The organism is Parasphingorhabdus marina DSM 22363 (assembly GCF_900128895.1).
Taxonomy (GTDB): domain Bacteria; phylum Pseudomonadota; class Alphaproteobacteria; order Sphingomonadales; family Sphingomonadaceae; genus Parasphingorhabdus; species Parasphingorhabdus marina.
Map to the genome: position 1 here is coordinate 1,856,696 of NZ_FSQW01000001.1, position 15,682 is coordinate 1,872,377.

General features: G+C 56.9%; 14 protein-coding genes. 13 read left to right on the forward strand and 1 reads right to left on the reverse strand.

Annotated elements, in window-relative coordinates; genetic code table 11:
• Positions 1-51 precede the first annotated feature (51 nt).
• From BUQ90_RS09100 to BUQ90_RS09115, 4 genes are all read left to right on the forward strand, one after another.
• Entirely contained in the window at positions 52-1,332 is a 1,281-nt protein-coding gene (locus tag BUQ90_RS09100; RefSeq protein ID WP_074204678.1) for a TraB/GumN family protein, read from the forward strand.
• Positions 1,333-1,462: 130 nt separating this feature from the next.
• Complete coding sequence (locus BUQ90_RS09105; protein WP_204244758.1) at positions 1,463-1,906, forward strand: MarR family winged helix-turn-helix transcriptional regulator; 444 nt, start codon at positions 1,463-1,465, stop codon at positions 1,904-1,906.
• A complete protein-coding gene (locus BUQ90_RS09110; protein WP_074204680.1) occupies positions 1,903-2,664 on the forward strand; it encodes an enoyl-CoA hydratase in 762 nt (253 codons plus the stop codon). Before BUQ90_RS09105 ends, BUQ90_RS09110 begins: the two co-directional genes overlap by 4 nt.
• 127 nt (positions 2,665-2,791) lie before the next feature.
• Positions 2,792-4,993 (forward strand): putative bifunctional diguanylate cyclase/phosphodiesterase, encoded by a 2,202-nt coding sequence (locus tag BUQ90_RS09115; protein ID WP_074204681.1) that lies wholly within the window; start codon positions 2,792-2,794, stop codon positions 4,991-4,993.
• 18 nt (positions 4,994-5,011) lie between these two features.
• Here the strand turns inward: BUQ90_RS09115 and BUQ90_RS09120 are convergent, their stop codons facing one another.
• Positions 5,012-6,634, reverse strand: coding sequence for a hypothetical protein (locus BUQ90_RS09120; RefSeq protein WP_074204682.1), 1,623 nt, complete (start codon positions 6,632-6,634; stop codon positions 5,012-5,014).
• A 198-nt stretch (positions 6,635-6,832) separates the two neighbouring features.
• Here BUQ90_RS09120 and BUQ90_RS09125 point away from each other — a divergent pair, with 198 nt between their 5' ends.
• The 9 genes from BUQ90_RS09125 (at position 6,833) to msrA (ending at position 15,355) form a co-directional block, all read left to right on the forward strand.
• Complete coding sequence (locus BUQ90_RS09125) at positions 6,833-7,930, forward strand: ABC transporter ATP-binding protein (protein WP_074204683.1); 1,098 nt, start codon at positions 6,833-6,835, stop codon at positions 7,928-7,930.
• A gap of 2 nt (positions 7,931-7,932) precedes the next feature.
• Complete coding sequence (locus BUQ90_RS09130) at positions 7,933-9,036, forward strand: ABC transporter ATP-binding protein (protein ID WP_074204684.1); 1,104 nt, start codon at positions 7,933-7,935, stop codon at positions 9,034-9,036.
• Entirely contained in the window at positions 9,036-9,911 is an 876-nt protein-coding gene (locus BUQ90_RS09135; RefSeq protein WP_074204685.1) for a carbohydrate ABC transporter permease, read from the forward strand. Before BUQ90_RS09130 ends, BUQ90_RS09135 begins: the two co-directional genes overlap by 1 nt.
• On the forward strand, positions 9,908-10,744 hold the full coding sequence (locus BUQ90_RS09140; protein ID WP_074204686.1) for a carbohydrate ABC transporter permease: 837 nt from the start codon (positions 9,908-9,910) through the stop codon (positions 10,742-10,744). The genes BUQ90_RS09135 and BUQ90_RS09140 overlap by 4 nt, the downstream gene beginning before the upstream one ends.
• A 15-nt stretch (positions 10,745-10,759) precedes the next feature.
• A complete protein-coding gene (locus BUQ90_RS09145) occupies positions 10,760-11,032 on the forward strand; it encodes a DUF2160 domain-containing protein (RefSeq protein ID WP_074204687.1) in 273 nt (90 codons plus the stop codon).
• Positions 11,033-11,057: 25 nt separating this feature from the next.
• A complete protein-coding gene (locus BUQ90_RS09150) occupies positions 11,058-12,809 on the forward strand; it encodes an ABC transporter substrate-binding protein (protein WP_204244759.1) in 1,752 nt (583 codons plus the stop codon).
• A 312-nt stretch (positions 12,810-13,121) separates the two neighbouring features.
• Positions 13,122-14,324: a pyridoxal phosphate-dependent aminotransferase gene (locus BUQ90_RS09155; protein WP_074204689.1), complete on the forward strand. Its 1,203-nt coding sequence runs from the start codon at positions 13,122-13,124 to the stop codon at positions 14,322-14,324.
• Positions 14,325-14,454: 130 nt separating this feature from the next.
• Positions 14,455-14,613, forward strand: coding sequence for a hypothetical protein (locus tag BUQ90_RS17695; RefSeq protein ID WP_159437081.1), 159 nt, complete (start codon positions 14,455-14,457; stop codon positions 14,611-14,613).
• Positions 14,614-14,617: 4 nt separating this feature from the next.
• Positions 14,618-15,355, forward strand: coding sequence for a peptide-methionine (S)-S-oxide reductase MsrA (gene msrA, locus BUQ90_RS09160; RefSeq protein WP_084192586.1), 738 nt, complete (start codon positions 14,618-14,620; stop codon positions 15,353-15,355).
• The last annotated feature ends 327 nt before the right edge of the window (positions 15,356-15,682 follow it).

A 15,682-nucleotide genomic window follows, 5' to 3' on the forward strand; every position in this document is an offset into this window, starting at 1 on the left:
TAATAGTGTATTAATACACTATAGATCATCTTTGATATGCGGGAGGATGCCATGAAGCCTATTGCCAATATTGTATCTGCGACCTTGCTGGCCTGTCTGGCGCCGACGGTGCCGGTGATGGCGGAAAGTGCGGAAGACGTTCCGGCTTATGCCAAGAAACTGGCCGAAGCGGGAAAGCTCCACCGGTTGGCCCTCGAATATGACGGCGAGACCTTTTCCGGTCCGGCCATGGACAAGCTGCTGGAAGAAGGCCGCAAGGCGCAGTTTTTCCTGATCGGCGAAGAACATGGCATCGCCGAGAATCCCGAGCTGGCAACCGCCCTTTTCAAGCAGTTACAGCCCGCCGGCTATGCAAAACTTGTCATTGAGGTGTCGCCGTATGTGGCGTCCCACATGGACGAAACACTGCGAAAGGGCGGCATTGACGGGTTGCGGAATCTGTTTGCCCGGCCGGGTGGTGAACCGGCCTTTTTCGGAATGCGCGAGGAAGCGCAATTTCTGGCCGATGTGCGGGCGAGTTCCGGTTCTTCGGAACCCCTGTTGTGGGGCGTGGACTATGAAGTCGCAAGCGAGCGGCTGTTGCTGTCGGCGCTGGAGGAAATGGACAAGCCGGAAGCGGCGGTGGTCAAACTCGCAGCACTGCGCAACGCATCGGATGCCTCCTGGGAGAAATATGAAGAGACGCGCGGCCCGCAATATATTTTCAGCTTCTCCGGTGATCCCGAACTGGTCCAGGCGGTGAAAGACGCCTGGCCGGAACGCAGCGGGCAGGCCGAGCAGTTACTGAACACGCTTCAACAGACACTGGAGATCAATCGTCTGTTTGTCGGCCGCCAAATACTGGAATCCAACGCCCAGCGCAGCGCGCTCATCAGGTCCAACTTTCTGAAGCACTGGGCCGCCGAAAAAGCACGCGGCGAAACCCCCCGGGTCATGGTCAAACTGGGCGCATCGCATCTCGTGCGCGGACGAAACTTCACCGAAGTCTTCGACCTGGGACCGATGCTCCACGAAATCGCGACACTGGAGGGAGGCAAGGCATTCAGTGTCCTGGTCCTGCCGGGGCTGAACGCGCAGACAGCGGTGTTCGATCCAACGCAATTCAGCTATCGTCCGGCACCGGCAAAAGACGGTTATGCCAAGGCGGCGAGGCCGCTTTATGACGCAGCCTGGCCGGACAAGTATACGCTGATCGACCTGCGGCCGCTGCGTTCGATATTGCGGTCCCCCCGATCCGGCGCATCGGCCAGCCTGATGAAGACGGTTCACGGGTTTGACATGGTTCTCATCATGTCAGGTTCCACGGCTTCTGCCGAATTGACGCATCCCTAGATCTGCCTGGATCGCGCCAGGCCGACAGACTCTGATCCATGTGTTGACTCTTGAAAAATAGTTCGTATACGTACTTATATTTAGTTCACATACGAAATAAATTATGCAGCAACCCAGAATATTCCATCTCATGCAAAAAGCGCATAGCAGCCTGTTTCGGGCCGCGGACCGGTTCCTCGGCGAGGAAGTCGGTCTGTCGACCTCCCAGCATGCGGTCCTGCTCATATTGATGCAGCATGATGGCGCGCCGATTTCCGCGATCGCCGGGGAGCTGAAAATGGGCAAGTCCAGCCTTACCGGCCTGATCGATCGCATGGAGAAAAAGGGGCTGGTGTCGCGCCGGCAGAGCGCGGACGATGCGCGCAGTTTTGAAATCCATATCCGGGATCACGGGCGCCATCTTGTCCGGTCGACATTGCCCGGAACCAAACGGATCAATCGCAGCATTCTCGAGCCGTTTTCTGCCCAAGAACAGGAAGTTATCGCCCGATTTCTCAACCATGTGGCGAGCAATGCCGATGAAATTGTGGCCACCCAGACCTCAAGGAAACACAAGGAAAACCACCCGCAATGAGCAACAATATTGATCTTTCAACCGCCGACCGCGTCACCACATTGACGATCGCGCGCGCCGACAAAAAGAATGCAATCACGCAGGACATGTATGCCGCCATGGCCGAGGCGATCACGGACTATGGTCAGGATATGGACGTCCGGGCCTTGGTCATCACGGGCGCGGGCGACATGTTTACCGCCGGGAATGACCTGCAGGATTTTTCAACCGGAGGCGCGGATCAGGATGAGATTCCGCCGGTCTCGCGTTTCCTCCATGCGCTTCGGGATTGTCCGAAACCCGTTGTGGCTGCGGTCAATGGTCCGGCCATCGGGGTGGGGCTCACCATGTTGCTGCACTGCGATCTGGTCTATGCCGGGCAAAGCGCCACGTTCAATGCACCATTTGTAAAACTCGGCCTGGTTCCGGAAGCCGCATCGTCGTTATTGCTTCCCGCCGCCGTGGGCATGGCTGTCGCCAATGACATATTACTTGCAGGGCGTACGTTGAATGCTGAGGAGGCTTTGCGGTTTGGGCTGATTGCCCGGATATTTCCGGACGGGGAGCTACAGGAAGCGGCACGGCAGATTGCACTGCATATTGCCAGTTCGGCGCCCAATGCGCTCAGGCAATCCAAATCACTGATCCGGAATCAGCGCGATCAGATTGCCGACCAGATGCAGGCTGAAGGCAGATTGTTCGTGGATCAGTTGCAGTCGCCCGACTTCCGGGAAAGTGTCGCCGCGATGATGGAAAAGCGCGCACCCAATTACGGCTGAGGGCGTCGCCCGCATCTTGCGCCGCAAGGCAGCGGCAAACAGTCGTTAGCGCTATGTAAACTATGTTTTGGTACCAGTCTGTTCCATCGGATCAGACAACGAAGCATGGGGCCGAAACGGACGAAAAATGGCGGTTAAGGGACTTCTTAAGGCATTGTCCAGCAATGCCGGTTCTCAGTCAGAAACCAGCGCTGCGAAGGCGACGGCTGTGCCCGGACAGGCGCGCCGTGCGGATATTCTGGATGATTTCGAACAGGCGGGAATAAGCTGGTTCTGGGCAACAGATGCCGACGACCGCATCATCTATCTCACGGAAAAAGCCGCTGAAAATCTGGGACGGCCGGTTTCGGACCTGATTTCGGAAAAGTTTACGGCCTTTTTTGAAAATGACCCTGACAATCCGGACGAGAAATCCGATCGTCCGCTGAAATATCAAATTCGGAAACGCAGCAAGATTAGTGATCTGGTTGTGCGGCAGGTCTCGCTGACGATGCGTCCGGGTGATGAACAGAAATGGTGGCTGATTACCGCCCATCCGAAATTTGACGAAGCCGGAAACTTCCAGGGATATCGCGGAAATGCAAAGGATGTTTCGGCAGAATATAAGCGCAAGCTCGAAGATTCCCGGCTTGCCGAATTTGACTCGCTGACCGGTCTCGCAAACCGGCACCGGATGGACAATCAACTGAAGAGCCTGCTCGGCGCTTTCAAGGCCGCCAGCCGCAGCTGCGCCATCATGATGCTCGATCTCGACCGCTTCAAACAGGTCAATGATACGATGGGGCATCCGGCGGGCGACGAGCTGCTCAAACAGGCCGCCAGGCGGATGCGGGACGTGATCGGCGACCGGGGGGAAATCGGCCGGCTGGGCGGAGACGAATTTCAGGTCATATTGCCCGATCTCGATGACCGCGGGAAACTGGGCGAAATTGCCGAGAAAATCGTCAAACTGATTTCGCAGCCTTATGATATTGAAGACAAGAAAGCCATTATCGGCACATCGATCGGGATTGCCGTGGCGCCTTATGACGGAGTGGACCGGGAAGAGCTGATCCGCAGTTCTGACCTTGCGCTTTATGCTGCGAAAAATTCGGGACGGGGGCAGTTCCGGTTCTATTCGGCCGACCTCAAGGATGAGGCCGAGGAACGGCGGTTGCTGGTGGAGGATCTCCGGGAAGCGCTGGCCAATGATCAGCTGGAATTGCATTACCAGCCGGTTGTTCGAACAGACGATCACATGATTGTCGGGTTTGAGGGGCTGATGCGCTGGGATCATCCGGAACGTGGTTTTGTGAGCCCGGGCGTTTTCATCCCGATTGCCGAAGAATTGAACCTGATAAACCAGCTGGGCGAATGGGCCTTGCGCAAGGCTTGTGAAGACGCGCTGCAATGGCCGCAGTCAGTCCGGATCGCGGTGAACGTCTCGGCAGTGCAGTTCGCCAGCAACGGTTTCCCCGAAATTGTCATGAATGCTCTTGCCAATAGCGGTCTGGCGCCTGAGCGTCTCGAACTGGAACTCACTGAAAGTGTGTTCATGGGCGACAGCGAAACCATCGACACCACATTCCGGATTTTGAAGGAACTCGGTGTGCGGCTGGCGCTGGATGATTTCGGCACCGGTTATTCTTCGCTCAGCTATCTTCGATCAGCACCGTTTGACAAGATCAAGGTCGACAAGAGCTTTGTCGATTCCTGTACCCAGAAGGATCAGAACAGCGAGAAAATCATCGCGGCTATTGTGAGCCTGTCTGAAGCTCTGGGAATGGAAACGACGGTGGAAGGTGTGGAAGCCTTTGATCAATTCGACGTGGTTTGCTCCAAAGGCGCGCGTTTCATTCAGGGGTGGATTTACTCCAAGGCGCTGCGGCTCGAGGAAATCTCGGAAAAAATGGGTGCCGGCGAGTTCAAGATCGAGCCGGACGGTCCGGAACTGTATCGACCGGATCGCCGTAAGGTTTTCCGCCGGATCGGTGCCATTCATGAAGATCACCGCTATGAGGTGGTGATGCGCGACCTGTCCAGGACCGGCGCGCAGTTTGAAGGCATGATCGGTGTTCCGGTCGGCACCAATCTGGTGCTTGACCTGGGCGCCGGGCAACTGGTCATTTGCACCGTTGTCCGCTCCGAAGATGCTGTTGTCGGAACCAAATTCGAAACACCGCTGGTCAGCGACGGGGCAGGGGGTCTGTGCACGCGGCATCGCGTGTCTCCCTATGACCTCGCGGCGGCCGGCATGCCGCTGGCAGCCTTGCCGGAAGGCAATTATCCGCTGGCACAGGTCTCGACTGCACCGGCGAGCAAGCCCAGGTTCATGCAGGTTGCCATCTAGGACGGGCGTGCAATCCGGTTACCGGGATTTCGCCCAGTCTTTCCAGGCGACGATATCATAACCCAGATGTTTGCCGCTTATCGATGTGAGCGTCCCGATGATCTGGGATTTCAGCCAGGGGGGATCATCCGCAAAATCCAGCCTTTTCAGCAGCGCATCAACCGTTTGCCGGTCATTTTGGCCGGAAGCGGCCACGGCGCGCAAAGCGCTCAGTTCGATTTCGAAATATTTTTCATAACTGTTGGGTGGCGAGGTCCAGGGATCGGTCAGAAGATTGACGGGAACGTCGGCCTGACCGGCTCTCGCCATTCCCGTCAAAATGCTGGCGCGGGCAATATCTATTGCCCGTAACGACAGGCTGCCGCCAAAGGCGCTGAAGGCCAGATCGGGTGGCCGGGCCTTGAAACGCTCGGCGAAAAAGCCTGCCGGTGGGCCATTTGTGGACGCTGCATATATCAAGCGGCGAAGCCGGCTGATGCCAGCGGCTTCATAGGTTGAGGGTGCCGCCAGCATCAGGTCGATGTCCCGGCCGGTTGATTCCCAATCCATGGCGACCAGCTGTTCCGGTTTCTGCGAAATCAGCCGGGGCGGCTTTTCGCCGCGCGGAATGATATGATTTCGCGGCCCCCAGACGATGCCCCGCCCGTCATCACCAGCGCCGGCGACATATATCTGCCCGGCAACGGACTGAATGGATACCGGTCTTCCCTGATCCAGCTTTTGGCCGCGTAGCCAGTGGTCTCCGCCCGGACTGGACCATAATTGCCCGTCATTTGCAACGACCCAGAGTCGGTTGCCATCACTGGCCAGATCGACAAATGGCCCCTTGATTCCGACACGGACGGATCGCCGTCCGTCAAACCGCCAGATTTCCCGCTCGCGGCCGCGACCGACAATCGCGAACAGGCCTTCCCCGTGAATGGTCAGCCCGTTGAAATAGCGATTGAGCGGCCAGCTGTTGACCGTCTGAAATCCGGATCCGGTCCATTTGACGAGCCGTTTGACCTTGGCATCTTTCAGTGACGCATAGGTTTTGCCCTGAAAGACCAGCATTTCCTTGAGCCGGCTGACATGGGTCGATGGCGTGGGGTGAATATAATATTCCTCCCAGGTCCGGCCGGAATCGTCCGAAAACTGCATGCCCGCATTCCGGGTTCCGGTGATTGCGAGCAGCCCGCCCTCCCACTCCAGCAACTGGCTGGTGTGATAAATGGGCGGATTGGGAATCGTCAGGGCATGCCAGCTGTCTCCGTCCGTCACTTCGACAACACCCTCACCGGCGGACTGCAGGGCATCTTCGAACGGCCAGTAGAGCAGGCCTTTGTATACCAGCGGATGCCCGGCATCCTGGCTGTACAGATGCCGCTCATATCGCACCTGGCCCGTCTGCGGCTCGAAGCTCCAGATATCGGCGGAATTGTGGTTCCGGCCTTTCACGGAATTGGCGAACCACAGCTTTCCGCGGTAACCGATCAGTCGGGACGCAACCGGCCATGGACCGACCTGCGCGATGATATCCAGTTCTTGCCCGGGGCTTTCCGTCGATGCGGTACTGTGGGATTCCCGAACCATCCAGGAGATTGCAGGAATGGCAACCAGGACCGCCAGCACCAGTACCAAAATCCTGCGAGACAGTTTCATCTTCCCGGCTTAGGAAACACCGGATGAAAAGCAATGTATTTTCTGAATGCCTTGAACGGTTTTTGGTGCCATAGCTGGCTCATCGATCATCCGAAGATGACGCGTCGGGAATATGGGAGAGAATATGCGTGACTTCATGGCCCTGTCTGGAAATGCGGGTACGGGGCCGTCAGCTGATGTGTTTCCGGGGTATATTCGATGAGCTTGCGTCTCGAAGGCGTTTCCAAAATCGTGAACGGCGAAACGCATATCCATCCCGCGGACATTGTGCTGGAGAAGGGATCGATGAATGTGCTTCTCGGGCCAACATCGGCGGGGAAGACGTCGCTGATGCGCCTGATGGCCGGCCTCGACAAGCCCGATACGGGCAGGATTTTTTGGGAAGATCAGGATGTTACGGGTAAGCGCGTGCAGGACCGTGATATTGCGATGGTGTATCAGCAATTTGTCAATTACCCGTCGATGACGGTGTATGACAATATTGCCTCTCCGCTGAAGCTGCGTAAGAAATCCGCCGCAGAAATAGATGCCCGGGTCCGGGAAATGGCGGAACTGCTGAAGTTGACCTCCATCCTCGGCAGCAAGCCCGCCGAAATATCCGGTGGTCAGCAGCAACGCTGTGCGATGGCCCGCGCGCTGGCGAAGGATGTCGGACTGGTGCTGATGGATGAGCCGCTCGCCAATCTGGACTACAAGCTGCGTGAAGAATTGCGGGTGGAAATTCCCCGCCTGTTCAAGGCGTCGGGCAGTATTTTTGTCTATGCGACCACCGAGCCCGAAGAAGCGCTGCTGCTGGGTGGTAATACCGCAACTTTGTGGGAAGGGCGGATTACACAGTTCGGACCCGCCATGGATGTGTATCGTGGTCCGGTCGATGCCACCACGGCGCGGGTATATTCCGATCCCCCGATGAATTTCGTTTCGGTGCAAAAGGACGCCGCTGGCATCCGTTTTCCGGACGGGCAACTGATCCCGGCAACCGGAGAGACGGGAAATATACCTGATGGCACTTATCGTGCCGGTTTTCGCGCCCACAATCTGGAGATCGGAACTCTTCAGCCTGGCGCCGTGAGTTTTGCCGCAAAGCTGATCGTCACCGAACTCACCGGATCAGACACGTTTCTGCATGTCAGCGTCGCAGGAGAAAGATGGATAGGCCTGATACCCGGGCTCCAGGATTTCCGGGCCGGTCAGGAATTGCCGATCGGTCTCAATCCCGAAAGCCTGTTCTATTTTGATGAACAGGATCAGCTGGTTGCCGCCCCGGATCAGCCAGTCGATATGGAAAGGGTGTAGTTTTGGCCGCCATCACCCTTCAGAATCTGGCGCATAGCTACAATCCCGATTCGGGTGCGGACGCGGATTATGCGCTGAAGGAAGTCAATCATGTCTGGGAAGATGGCAAGGCCTATGCCTTGCTGGGGCCCAGCGGATGCGGAAAAACAACCTTGCTCAACATCATCTCCGGCCTTCTCACCCCCACCCGGGGGCAGGTCCTGTTCGATGGGCAGGACGTGACAGAAGCATCTACCGCCGACCGCAATATCGCGCAGGTTTTTCAGTTTCCGGTTGTCTATGACACGATGACGGTCGGCGAAAATCTGGCCTTTCCCCTGCGCAATCGCGGCATGGACAAGGCCTTGATCTCCGAACGTGTGCAGCGGATTGCCGAGATGACCGGACTGGAAGCGGATCTGCACAAAAGGGCGCGCGGGCTGACCACGGACCTGAAGCAGAAAATCTCGCTGGGGCGCGGCATGGTGCGCGAAGACGTGAATGCGATATTGTTTGATGAACCGCTGACGGTGATTGACCCCCATCTCAAATGGGAATTGCGCACCCAGCTGAAGTCCCTGCACCAGGAATTCGGGCATACGATGATCTATGTGACCCACGACCAGACCGAGGCTCTGACATTTGCGGAAAAAGTCGTGGTGATGAAGGATGGACTGGTGCTCCAGATCGGCACGCCGCAAGAGCTGTTCGAACGCCCGGCACATGCCTTTGTGGGCTATTTCATCGGATCTCCGGGCATGAATTTCCTGCCGGTTACGGTCGAAGGAAACAGCGCCCGCTTAAAAGACGCAGCCGTCACCCTGACCGATGATTACGGAACGCCAGATGGTGATCTCCGTCTCGGAATTCGTCCGGAATTTGTCCGGTTGACCAGGCAGGCGGATGGGCTTCCGGTCACCATAAATCATGTACAGGATGCCGGACGGCACAAATTCGTAAACGCGACGCTGTTCGACTCGGAAATCAATATCGCTGTTGATGAGGGATCCCAGATTGGCCCGGACATGACGAGGGTGATTTTGGATCCCGAGAAGATCAGCATATTCCGCGATGACTGGCGCCTTGATGGCCGGCCGGTCGACCAAGTTGGGGGAGGGGCTTCCTAGTGGAAAAGACTGTCAATCAGCGCGCCTGGCTCCTGGTCATACCGGTTCTGATCCTCGTCGCCTTTTCGTCGATCATTCCGATGATGACGGTGGTCAACTATTCCTTCCAGGACAGTTTTGGCGGAAATGAATTTTTCTGGGTCGGCCTCGAATGGTACCGGGAACTGCTGCATTCAGAACGGCTGTGGGATGCCTTCGGGCGGCAGTTGCTCTTCTCGTTCATCATCCTGCTGATCGAGATCCCGCTGGGTATCCTCGTCGCACTGAGCATGCCCAAGAAGGGGTTTGCCGCTTCCATTTGCCTGGTCCTGATGTCGCTGCCCCTTCTCATTCCCTATAATGTTGTCGGGACCATCTGGCAGGTGTTCGGACGAGCGGATATCGGATTGCTCGGACGGGCTTTGTCGGACCTGGGCATTTCCTACAATTATTCGCAGAACGCCTTTGACGCCTGGGCCACCGTTATCATGATGGACGTCTGGCACTGGACCTCGCTGGTCGCGCTGCTGTCCTATGCGGGACTTCGCTCGATCCCCAGCGCTTATTATCAGGCGGCGAAGATCGACCAGGCCGGCCGGTGGAGTGTCTTTCGCCATATCGAACTGCCGAAAATGCGAGGTGTCCTGATGATTGCCATCCTGTTGCGGTTCATGGACAGTTTCATGATCTATACCGAACCCTTTGTCCTGACCGGCGGTGGTCCCGGGAACGCCACGACTTTCCTTTCGATTGATCTGGTCAAGATGGCTCTTGGGCAATTTGACCTCGGGCCGGCAGCTGCGTTTTCGCTGATGTATTTCCTTGTGATCCTGCTGATTTCCTATGTGTTCTACACGGTCATGATCACTGCGGACAAAAATGAGGCGAACCGATGAGCGACAAGCCCGCAAAGAGAAAAAGGCGCTCCGGATCACGCCTGTCGATCCTCGTGATGATTGCCTATCTCGCCTTCCTGCTGGTCCCGATTTACTGGCTGGTTATCATGAGTTTCAAATCCAACGCGGAAATTCTGGGCATGTTCACGCTCTTTCCGGAGAATTTTACGCTCGACAATTACAGGACCATTTTTGGAGATCCGTCCTGGTATATGGGCTATGTGAACAGCTTCATTTACGTCTCACTCAACACCGTGATCTCGCTGCTCGTTGCCTTGCCAGCCGCTTACGCTTTTAGCCGCTTTCGGTTCTTCGGAGACAATCACCTCTTTTTCTGGCTGCTGACCAACCGCATGGCACCGCCGGCCGTTTTTGCGCTGCCGTTTTTCCAGCTCTATTCCAGTGTCTCCCTGTTCGACACACATATTGCGGTGGCTCTGGCGCATTGCCTGTTCAACGTTCCGCTTGCGGTCTGGATTCTGGAGGGATTCATGCGCGGTGTCCCTCGGGAGATTGATGAAACGGCTTTTATTGACGGCTACGGGTTCACCCGGTTCTTCACCCGGATCTTCATTCCGATGATCGCACCCGGCATCGGTGTGACAGCATTTTTCTGTTTCATGTTCAGCTGGGTCGAGCTGCTGCTCAGTCGCACGCTGACCAGCGTGGAAGCCAAGCCCATCACTGCGATCATGACCCGGACGGTTTCCGCTTCCGGGCTGGACTGGGGCGTGCTCGCAGCGGCGGGCGTCTTGACCATCATTCCCGGTGCGATCGTGATCTATTTTGTCCGCAACCATATCGCCAAGGGCTTCGCCCTGGGGCGGGTATAGAAAGGAGCGCGTATCATGGAGTGGATGGCCTGGACCTTGCCGACAGCACTTTTCTTTGTGACCATTGCCCTCACATTGGCGGGTATGAGTTTGCTCCACTTGAAATATCCGGGCACGCCCAGAACCGGCATCCTTGGAATCGAAACCATGCGCGGTGACAGGCTGTTCATTTCGCTGCTCGGTTCCGGTTTCATCAACCTGGCCTGGATCGGCCTGACTGACGCATCGCAATATGGCGCGCTGGTCATTTGCGGACTATTTGCCTTTTGCGTCTTTCGCTGGGTATGAAGAAAAAAAACAACGGATCACAATCATGAAAATCACTTCCACAATTTCTATCCTTTGCCTGAGCCTCGCTGCCGTCGCCTGTTCGGGAGGATCAGAACCGGACAATAGATCGCAAATCGAAGTGGACATGTCCGATCCCGAGGGTACGGCGAAAAAGTTCCTCGATGAGGAAATCGCCGGACTGTCCAGCCTCAGCCGAGAGGAACAGGAAGCCGAGCTGGCCTGGTTCATGGAGGCAGCCCAACCGTTCAAAGGCATGGAGATTTCGGTCGTTTCAGAGACCATTGCCACCCATGAATATGAGTCCAAGGTCCTCGCTCCGGTGTTTTCGGCGATCACCGGGATCCGGGTGACCCATGACCTGATTGGCGAAGGTGATGTGGTCGAAAAACTGCAAACGCAAATGCAGTCGAATGAAAATATCTATGATGCCTATGTCAATGACTCCGATCTGATCGGCACGCACTGGCGCTATCAGCAGGTGCGCAACCTCACCGACTGGATGGCGGGCGAAGGCAAGGATGTGACCAGTCCCGGTCTGGATCTTCCGGACTTTATCGGAACCGCTTTCACGACTGGCCCGGACGGGAAACTGTACCAGCTGCCGGACCAGCAATTCGCGAACCTTTACTGGTTCCGCTATGACTGGTTCACGGATCCCGAGATCCAGGCCGATTTCAAGGCGCAATATGGCTATGACCTGGGCGTGCCGGTCAACTGGTCGGCCTATGAGGACATTGCCGAGTTTTTCACGGGCCGGGAAATTGATGGCCAGAAGGTCTTTGGCAACATGGATTATGGCAAGAAAGATCCCTCGCTGGGCTGGCGCTTTACCGATGCCTGGATGTCGATGGCGGGCATGGGTTCGGTCGGTGAACCCAATGGATTGCCGGTTGACGAATGGGGCATCCGGGTCAACGAAAATTCGCAACCTGTCGGATCCTGCATGGCGCGTGGCGGGGCCACCAATTCTCCCGCAGCGGTCTATGCGCTGGCCAAATATTCCAAATGGCTGGCCGAATATGCGCCGCCTGCTGCGGCCGGCATGACCTTTTCCGAAGCGGGGCCGGTTCCCGCACAGGGCAATATCGCCCAGCAGATGTTCTGGTACACGACCTTCACCGCCAATATGGTCGGTGAGGAAGCTTCCGCTGTTTTGAATGAAGACGGAACGCCGAAATGGCGGATGGCTCCCAGCCCGCACGGGGCCTATTGGGAAGACGGCATGAAGGTGGGCTATCAGGATGCCGGTTCCTGGACCCTGATGAAGTCCACGCCGGCAGACCGGGCGAAAGCGGCCTGGCTCTATGCCCAGTTTGTGACCTCGAAAACAGTGGATGTCAAAAAAGCCCATGTCGGACTGACATTTATCCGGGAGTCGACCATTCAGCACCCGTCCTTCACCGAGCGCGCGCCCAAGCTTGGCGGTCTGGTGGAGTTCTATCGCTCGCCGGCACGCACGCAATGGTCGCCTACCGGCACCAATGTTCCCGACTATCCGCGGCTGGCCCAGCTCTGGTGGCAGAATATCGGCGACGCATCATCCGGGACGAAATCCCCGAAAGAAGCACTCGATGCCCTGTGCCAGCAGCAGGAGAGGGTGCTCAGCCGTCTGGAACGATCCGGCTTGCAGGGCGATCTTGGTCCCAGGCTCAATGACGAGCGGGGTGATGCCTATTGGCTGAATCAACCGGGATCCCCGAAAGCCAAACTCGCTGATGAAAAGCCGAAACCGGTGACGATCGCTTATGACGAGCTGATTGAGACCTGGCAGTAATCCGCTGATCGCCCTGCGTCAGGCGTCCGCCGCTGGGAGGCCTGTCCTACATTTCCGCTTTCTGTTAGCCTGGCGCGCGCCATCAGGTGCCGCTTCCGGGCGGAATTTTGACCGCCAAACTGTCAACTTGTCCGAACGGGTCTCAAGTCATTATGCCGCAAAGGAAAACCATCGCAAATTCCTGGGTGACACAGTGTCACCTTTGTCATCCGCAACAAATTCTTTCTCCGCGCAATCGCCCGTTGCACCGCCCTGCGAACATCATTATGCGTTGGCTGTAATTCCTCATGCTACAGGAAGGAAAATCTCCCCATGACTTCACTTTCCCAGTCGATCCAGCGTATCCAGCCCTCCGCAACCATGGCGATGTCGGGCCGTGTGACCGAGCTTCGCGCACAGGGTGTTGACGTTATCGGCCTGTCGGCCGGCGAACCCGATTTTGACACGCCGGACTTCGTCAAGGAAGCCGCGATGAAGGCGATCCGCGACGGGGAAACCAATTATACCCCGGTAGACGGGACAATGGCGGTTAAGGAAGCGGTCCTGCAGAAGTTCGCCCGTGACAATGATCTGACCTACACGCCATCCCAGATATCGGTGAACAGCGGTGGCAAGCACACATTGTTCAATGCGCTGGTGGCGACGCTCGATCCCGGCGATGAGGTGATCATTCCCGCGCCCTATTGGGTCAGCTATCCCGACATCGTCAATTTTGCCGGTGGTACGCCGGTGGTGATAGAGGCCGGTGCGGACCAGAATTACAAGATCACGCCAGAGCAGCTGGAAGCGGCGATCACGCCGAAGACGCGCTGGCTCATCCTCAACTCGCCATCCAACCCGACCGGCGCTGCCTATAGCGGGGAAGAGCTGAAGGCGCTGGGCGAGGTCATATTGCCGCATCAGGACATGATGGTGATGACCGACGACATGTATGAGCATATCTGGTATGCCGATTTTCCGTTCACGACCATGGCGCAGGTCTGCCCGGACCTGTTCGACCGGACGCTGACCGTCAATGGCTGCTCCAAGGCCTATGCGATGACCGGCTGGCGGATCGGCTTTGCCGGCGGGCCGGAATGGCTGATCAGCGCGATGCGCAAATTGCAGTCGCAGTCGACCTCCAACCCCAGCTCGATTTCACAGGCGGCTGCAGTGGCCGCGCTGAACGGGCCGCAGGATTTCCTGGCCGAACGCAATGCGGCGTTTCTGAAGCGGCGGGATCTGGTGGTGTCGATGATGAATGATACGCCCGGACTCGACTGTCCGACGCCGGAAGGCGCTTTTTATGTCTATCCGGATGCCAGCGCCCTGATGGGCCGGACATCGCCAAAGGGGCAGGTGATCGAGACGGATCAGGACCTGATCGGCTATTTTCTCGACGAAGCCCAGGTTGCGGCAGTTCATGGCGGCGCCTTCGGTCTGTCCCCGGCGTTCCGGGTCAGTTACGCGACGTCGGAAGAGATCCTGCTGGAAGCCTGTACCCGGATTCAGCGGGCGAGTGCGGCGCTGAAATAAATTCTATTGCCGCCCAAGATTAATACATGCCTGTGACCATGTTCACAGCGCTGACAGGGTTCCTATATTATTCGTTGTAACCAATCCAACGGGTGCTGCGAACAACAGGGTAACCTTGACAGGAAAGACAATGACCAGAATTTTGAAATCAGATCTCACCTACAGCCTCGGCGCCGGATTCCTCATGGGTGCTGTGGTTTTGTTCTTCATGCAGCCCGCCGAGAACCAGCAAAGTCTTGGCGAAACCCTTGCCGCGACGGTCAGCATGGCTGGCCAGCTGCTGGGATAAGGCGATGAACCCACTGCTTTCCCGAACCATTTTTTTTGGCGCCAGCATCGCCTGTGTGGGTGCGATCTGGGCAGGCATCAACACAGCGTCCGACGACGCACCAAATTCAAGTGTTGCACTCATCAGTCCCGCGCATGCGGCTGAAAAAGCGACCATCATCCCGGCGCCCCGCGTCAATGCCCGCGAAAAAGGCAAGCGTGCCGTGGCGATCTTTGCCGGCGGCTGTTTCTGGGGTGTGGAAGGCGTTTTCGAACATACCAGGGGCGTGATCACGGCGGCGTCCGGTTATCATGGCGGTTCCGCCAGGACGGCCGATTATAAACTTGTCAGCGCCGGTTTGACCCAGCACGCCGAAGCCGTTCGTGTGGTCTATGACCCGACAAAGATCAGCTATGGCAAGCTGATGCAGATTTTTTTCTCGGTTGTGGCCGACCCGACAACTCTCAACCGGCAGGGCCCGGATCGCGGCAAACATTATCGTACTGCACTGGTGCCGATGAATGCTGCGCAGGAAAAAGCGGCGCGTGCCTATATCGCCCAGCTGGGCAAGGGCAAATACTGGAAGCGACCGATCGTTACGAAGATCGAGAAACATCAGAAATTCTATGCCGCGGAAGACTATCACCAGGATTTCATGCAGAAGAATCCGCGGCAGGGTTATATTGTCCGCTGGGACAAACCCAAGGTTGCCAATTTGAAGCGCCATTTCCCCGGACAATATCGGGCAAAACCGGTAACTTAGGCGGAGTGGCTCCAAATTCGGCTGAAAACCGCTGGAATTTAACCCTGTGTTAGGCCTGACCTGCTAGTCCCGAGTCCTCGGAGAGGACAGGGACATGGTCAACCATGATTTTGAAATTGTGATCGCGCTGGCAGCCTTGCTGGTTGGTTTCACATTTCTCTGGGTTGCCCGCTCTCAGCCAGACTGATCCCGTCAGCTTGAAATTCGCGGATTTGCGGGCAGCTCGTCCATTGAGTTCGTCCATAACATCCCATGCGAAAATTGCATTTTCAACGATCCCGTATTTGGTCTAGCTTCCCCCTAACAGCAAACAGATGCGGCCTGTCT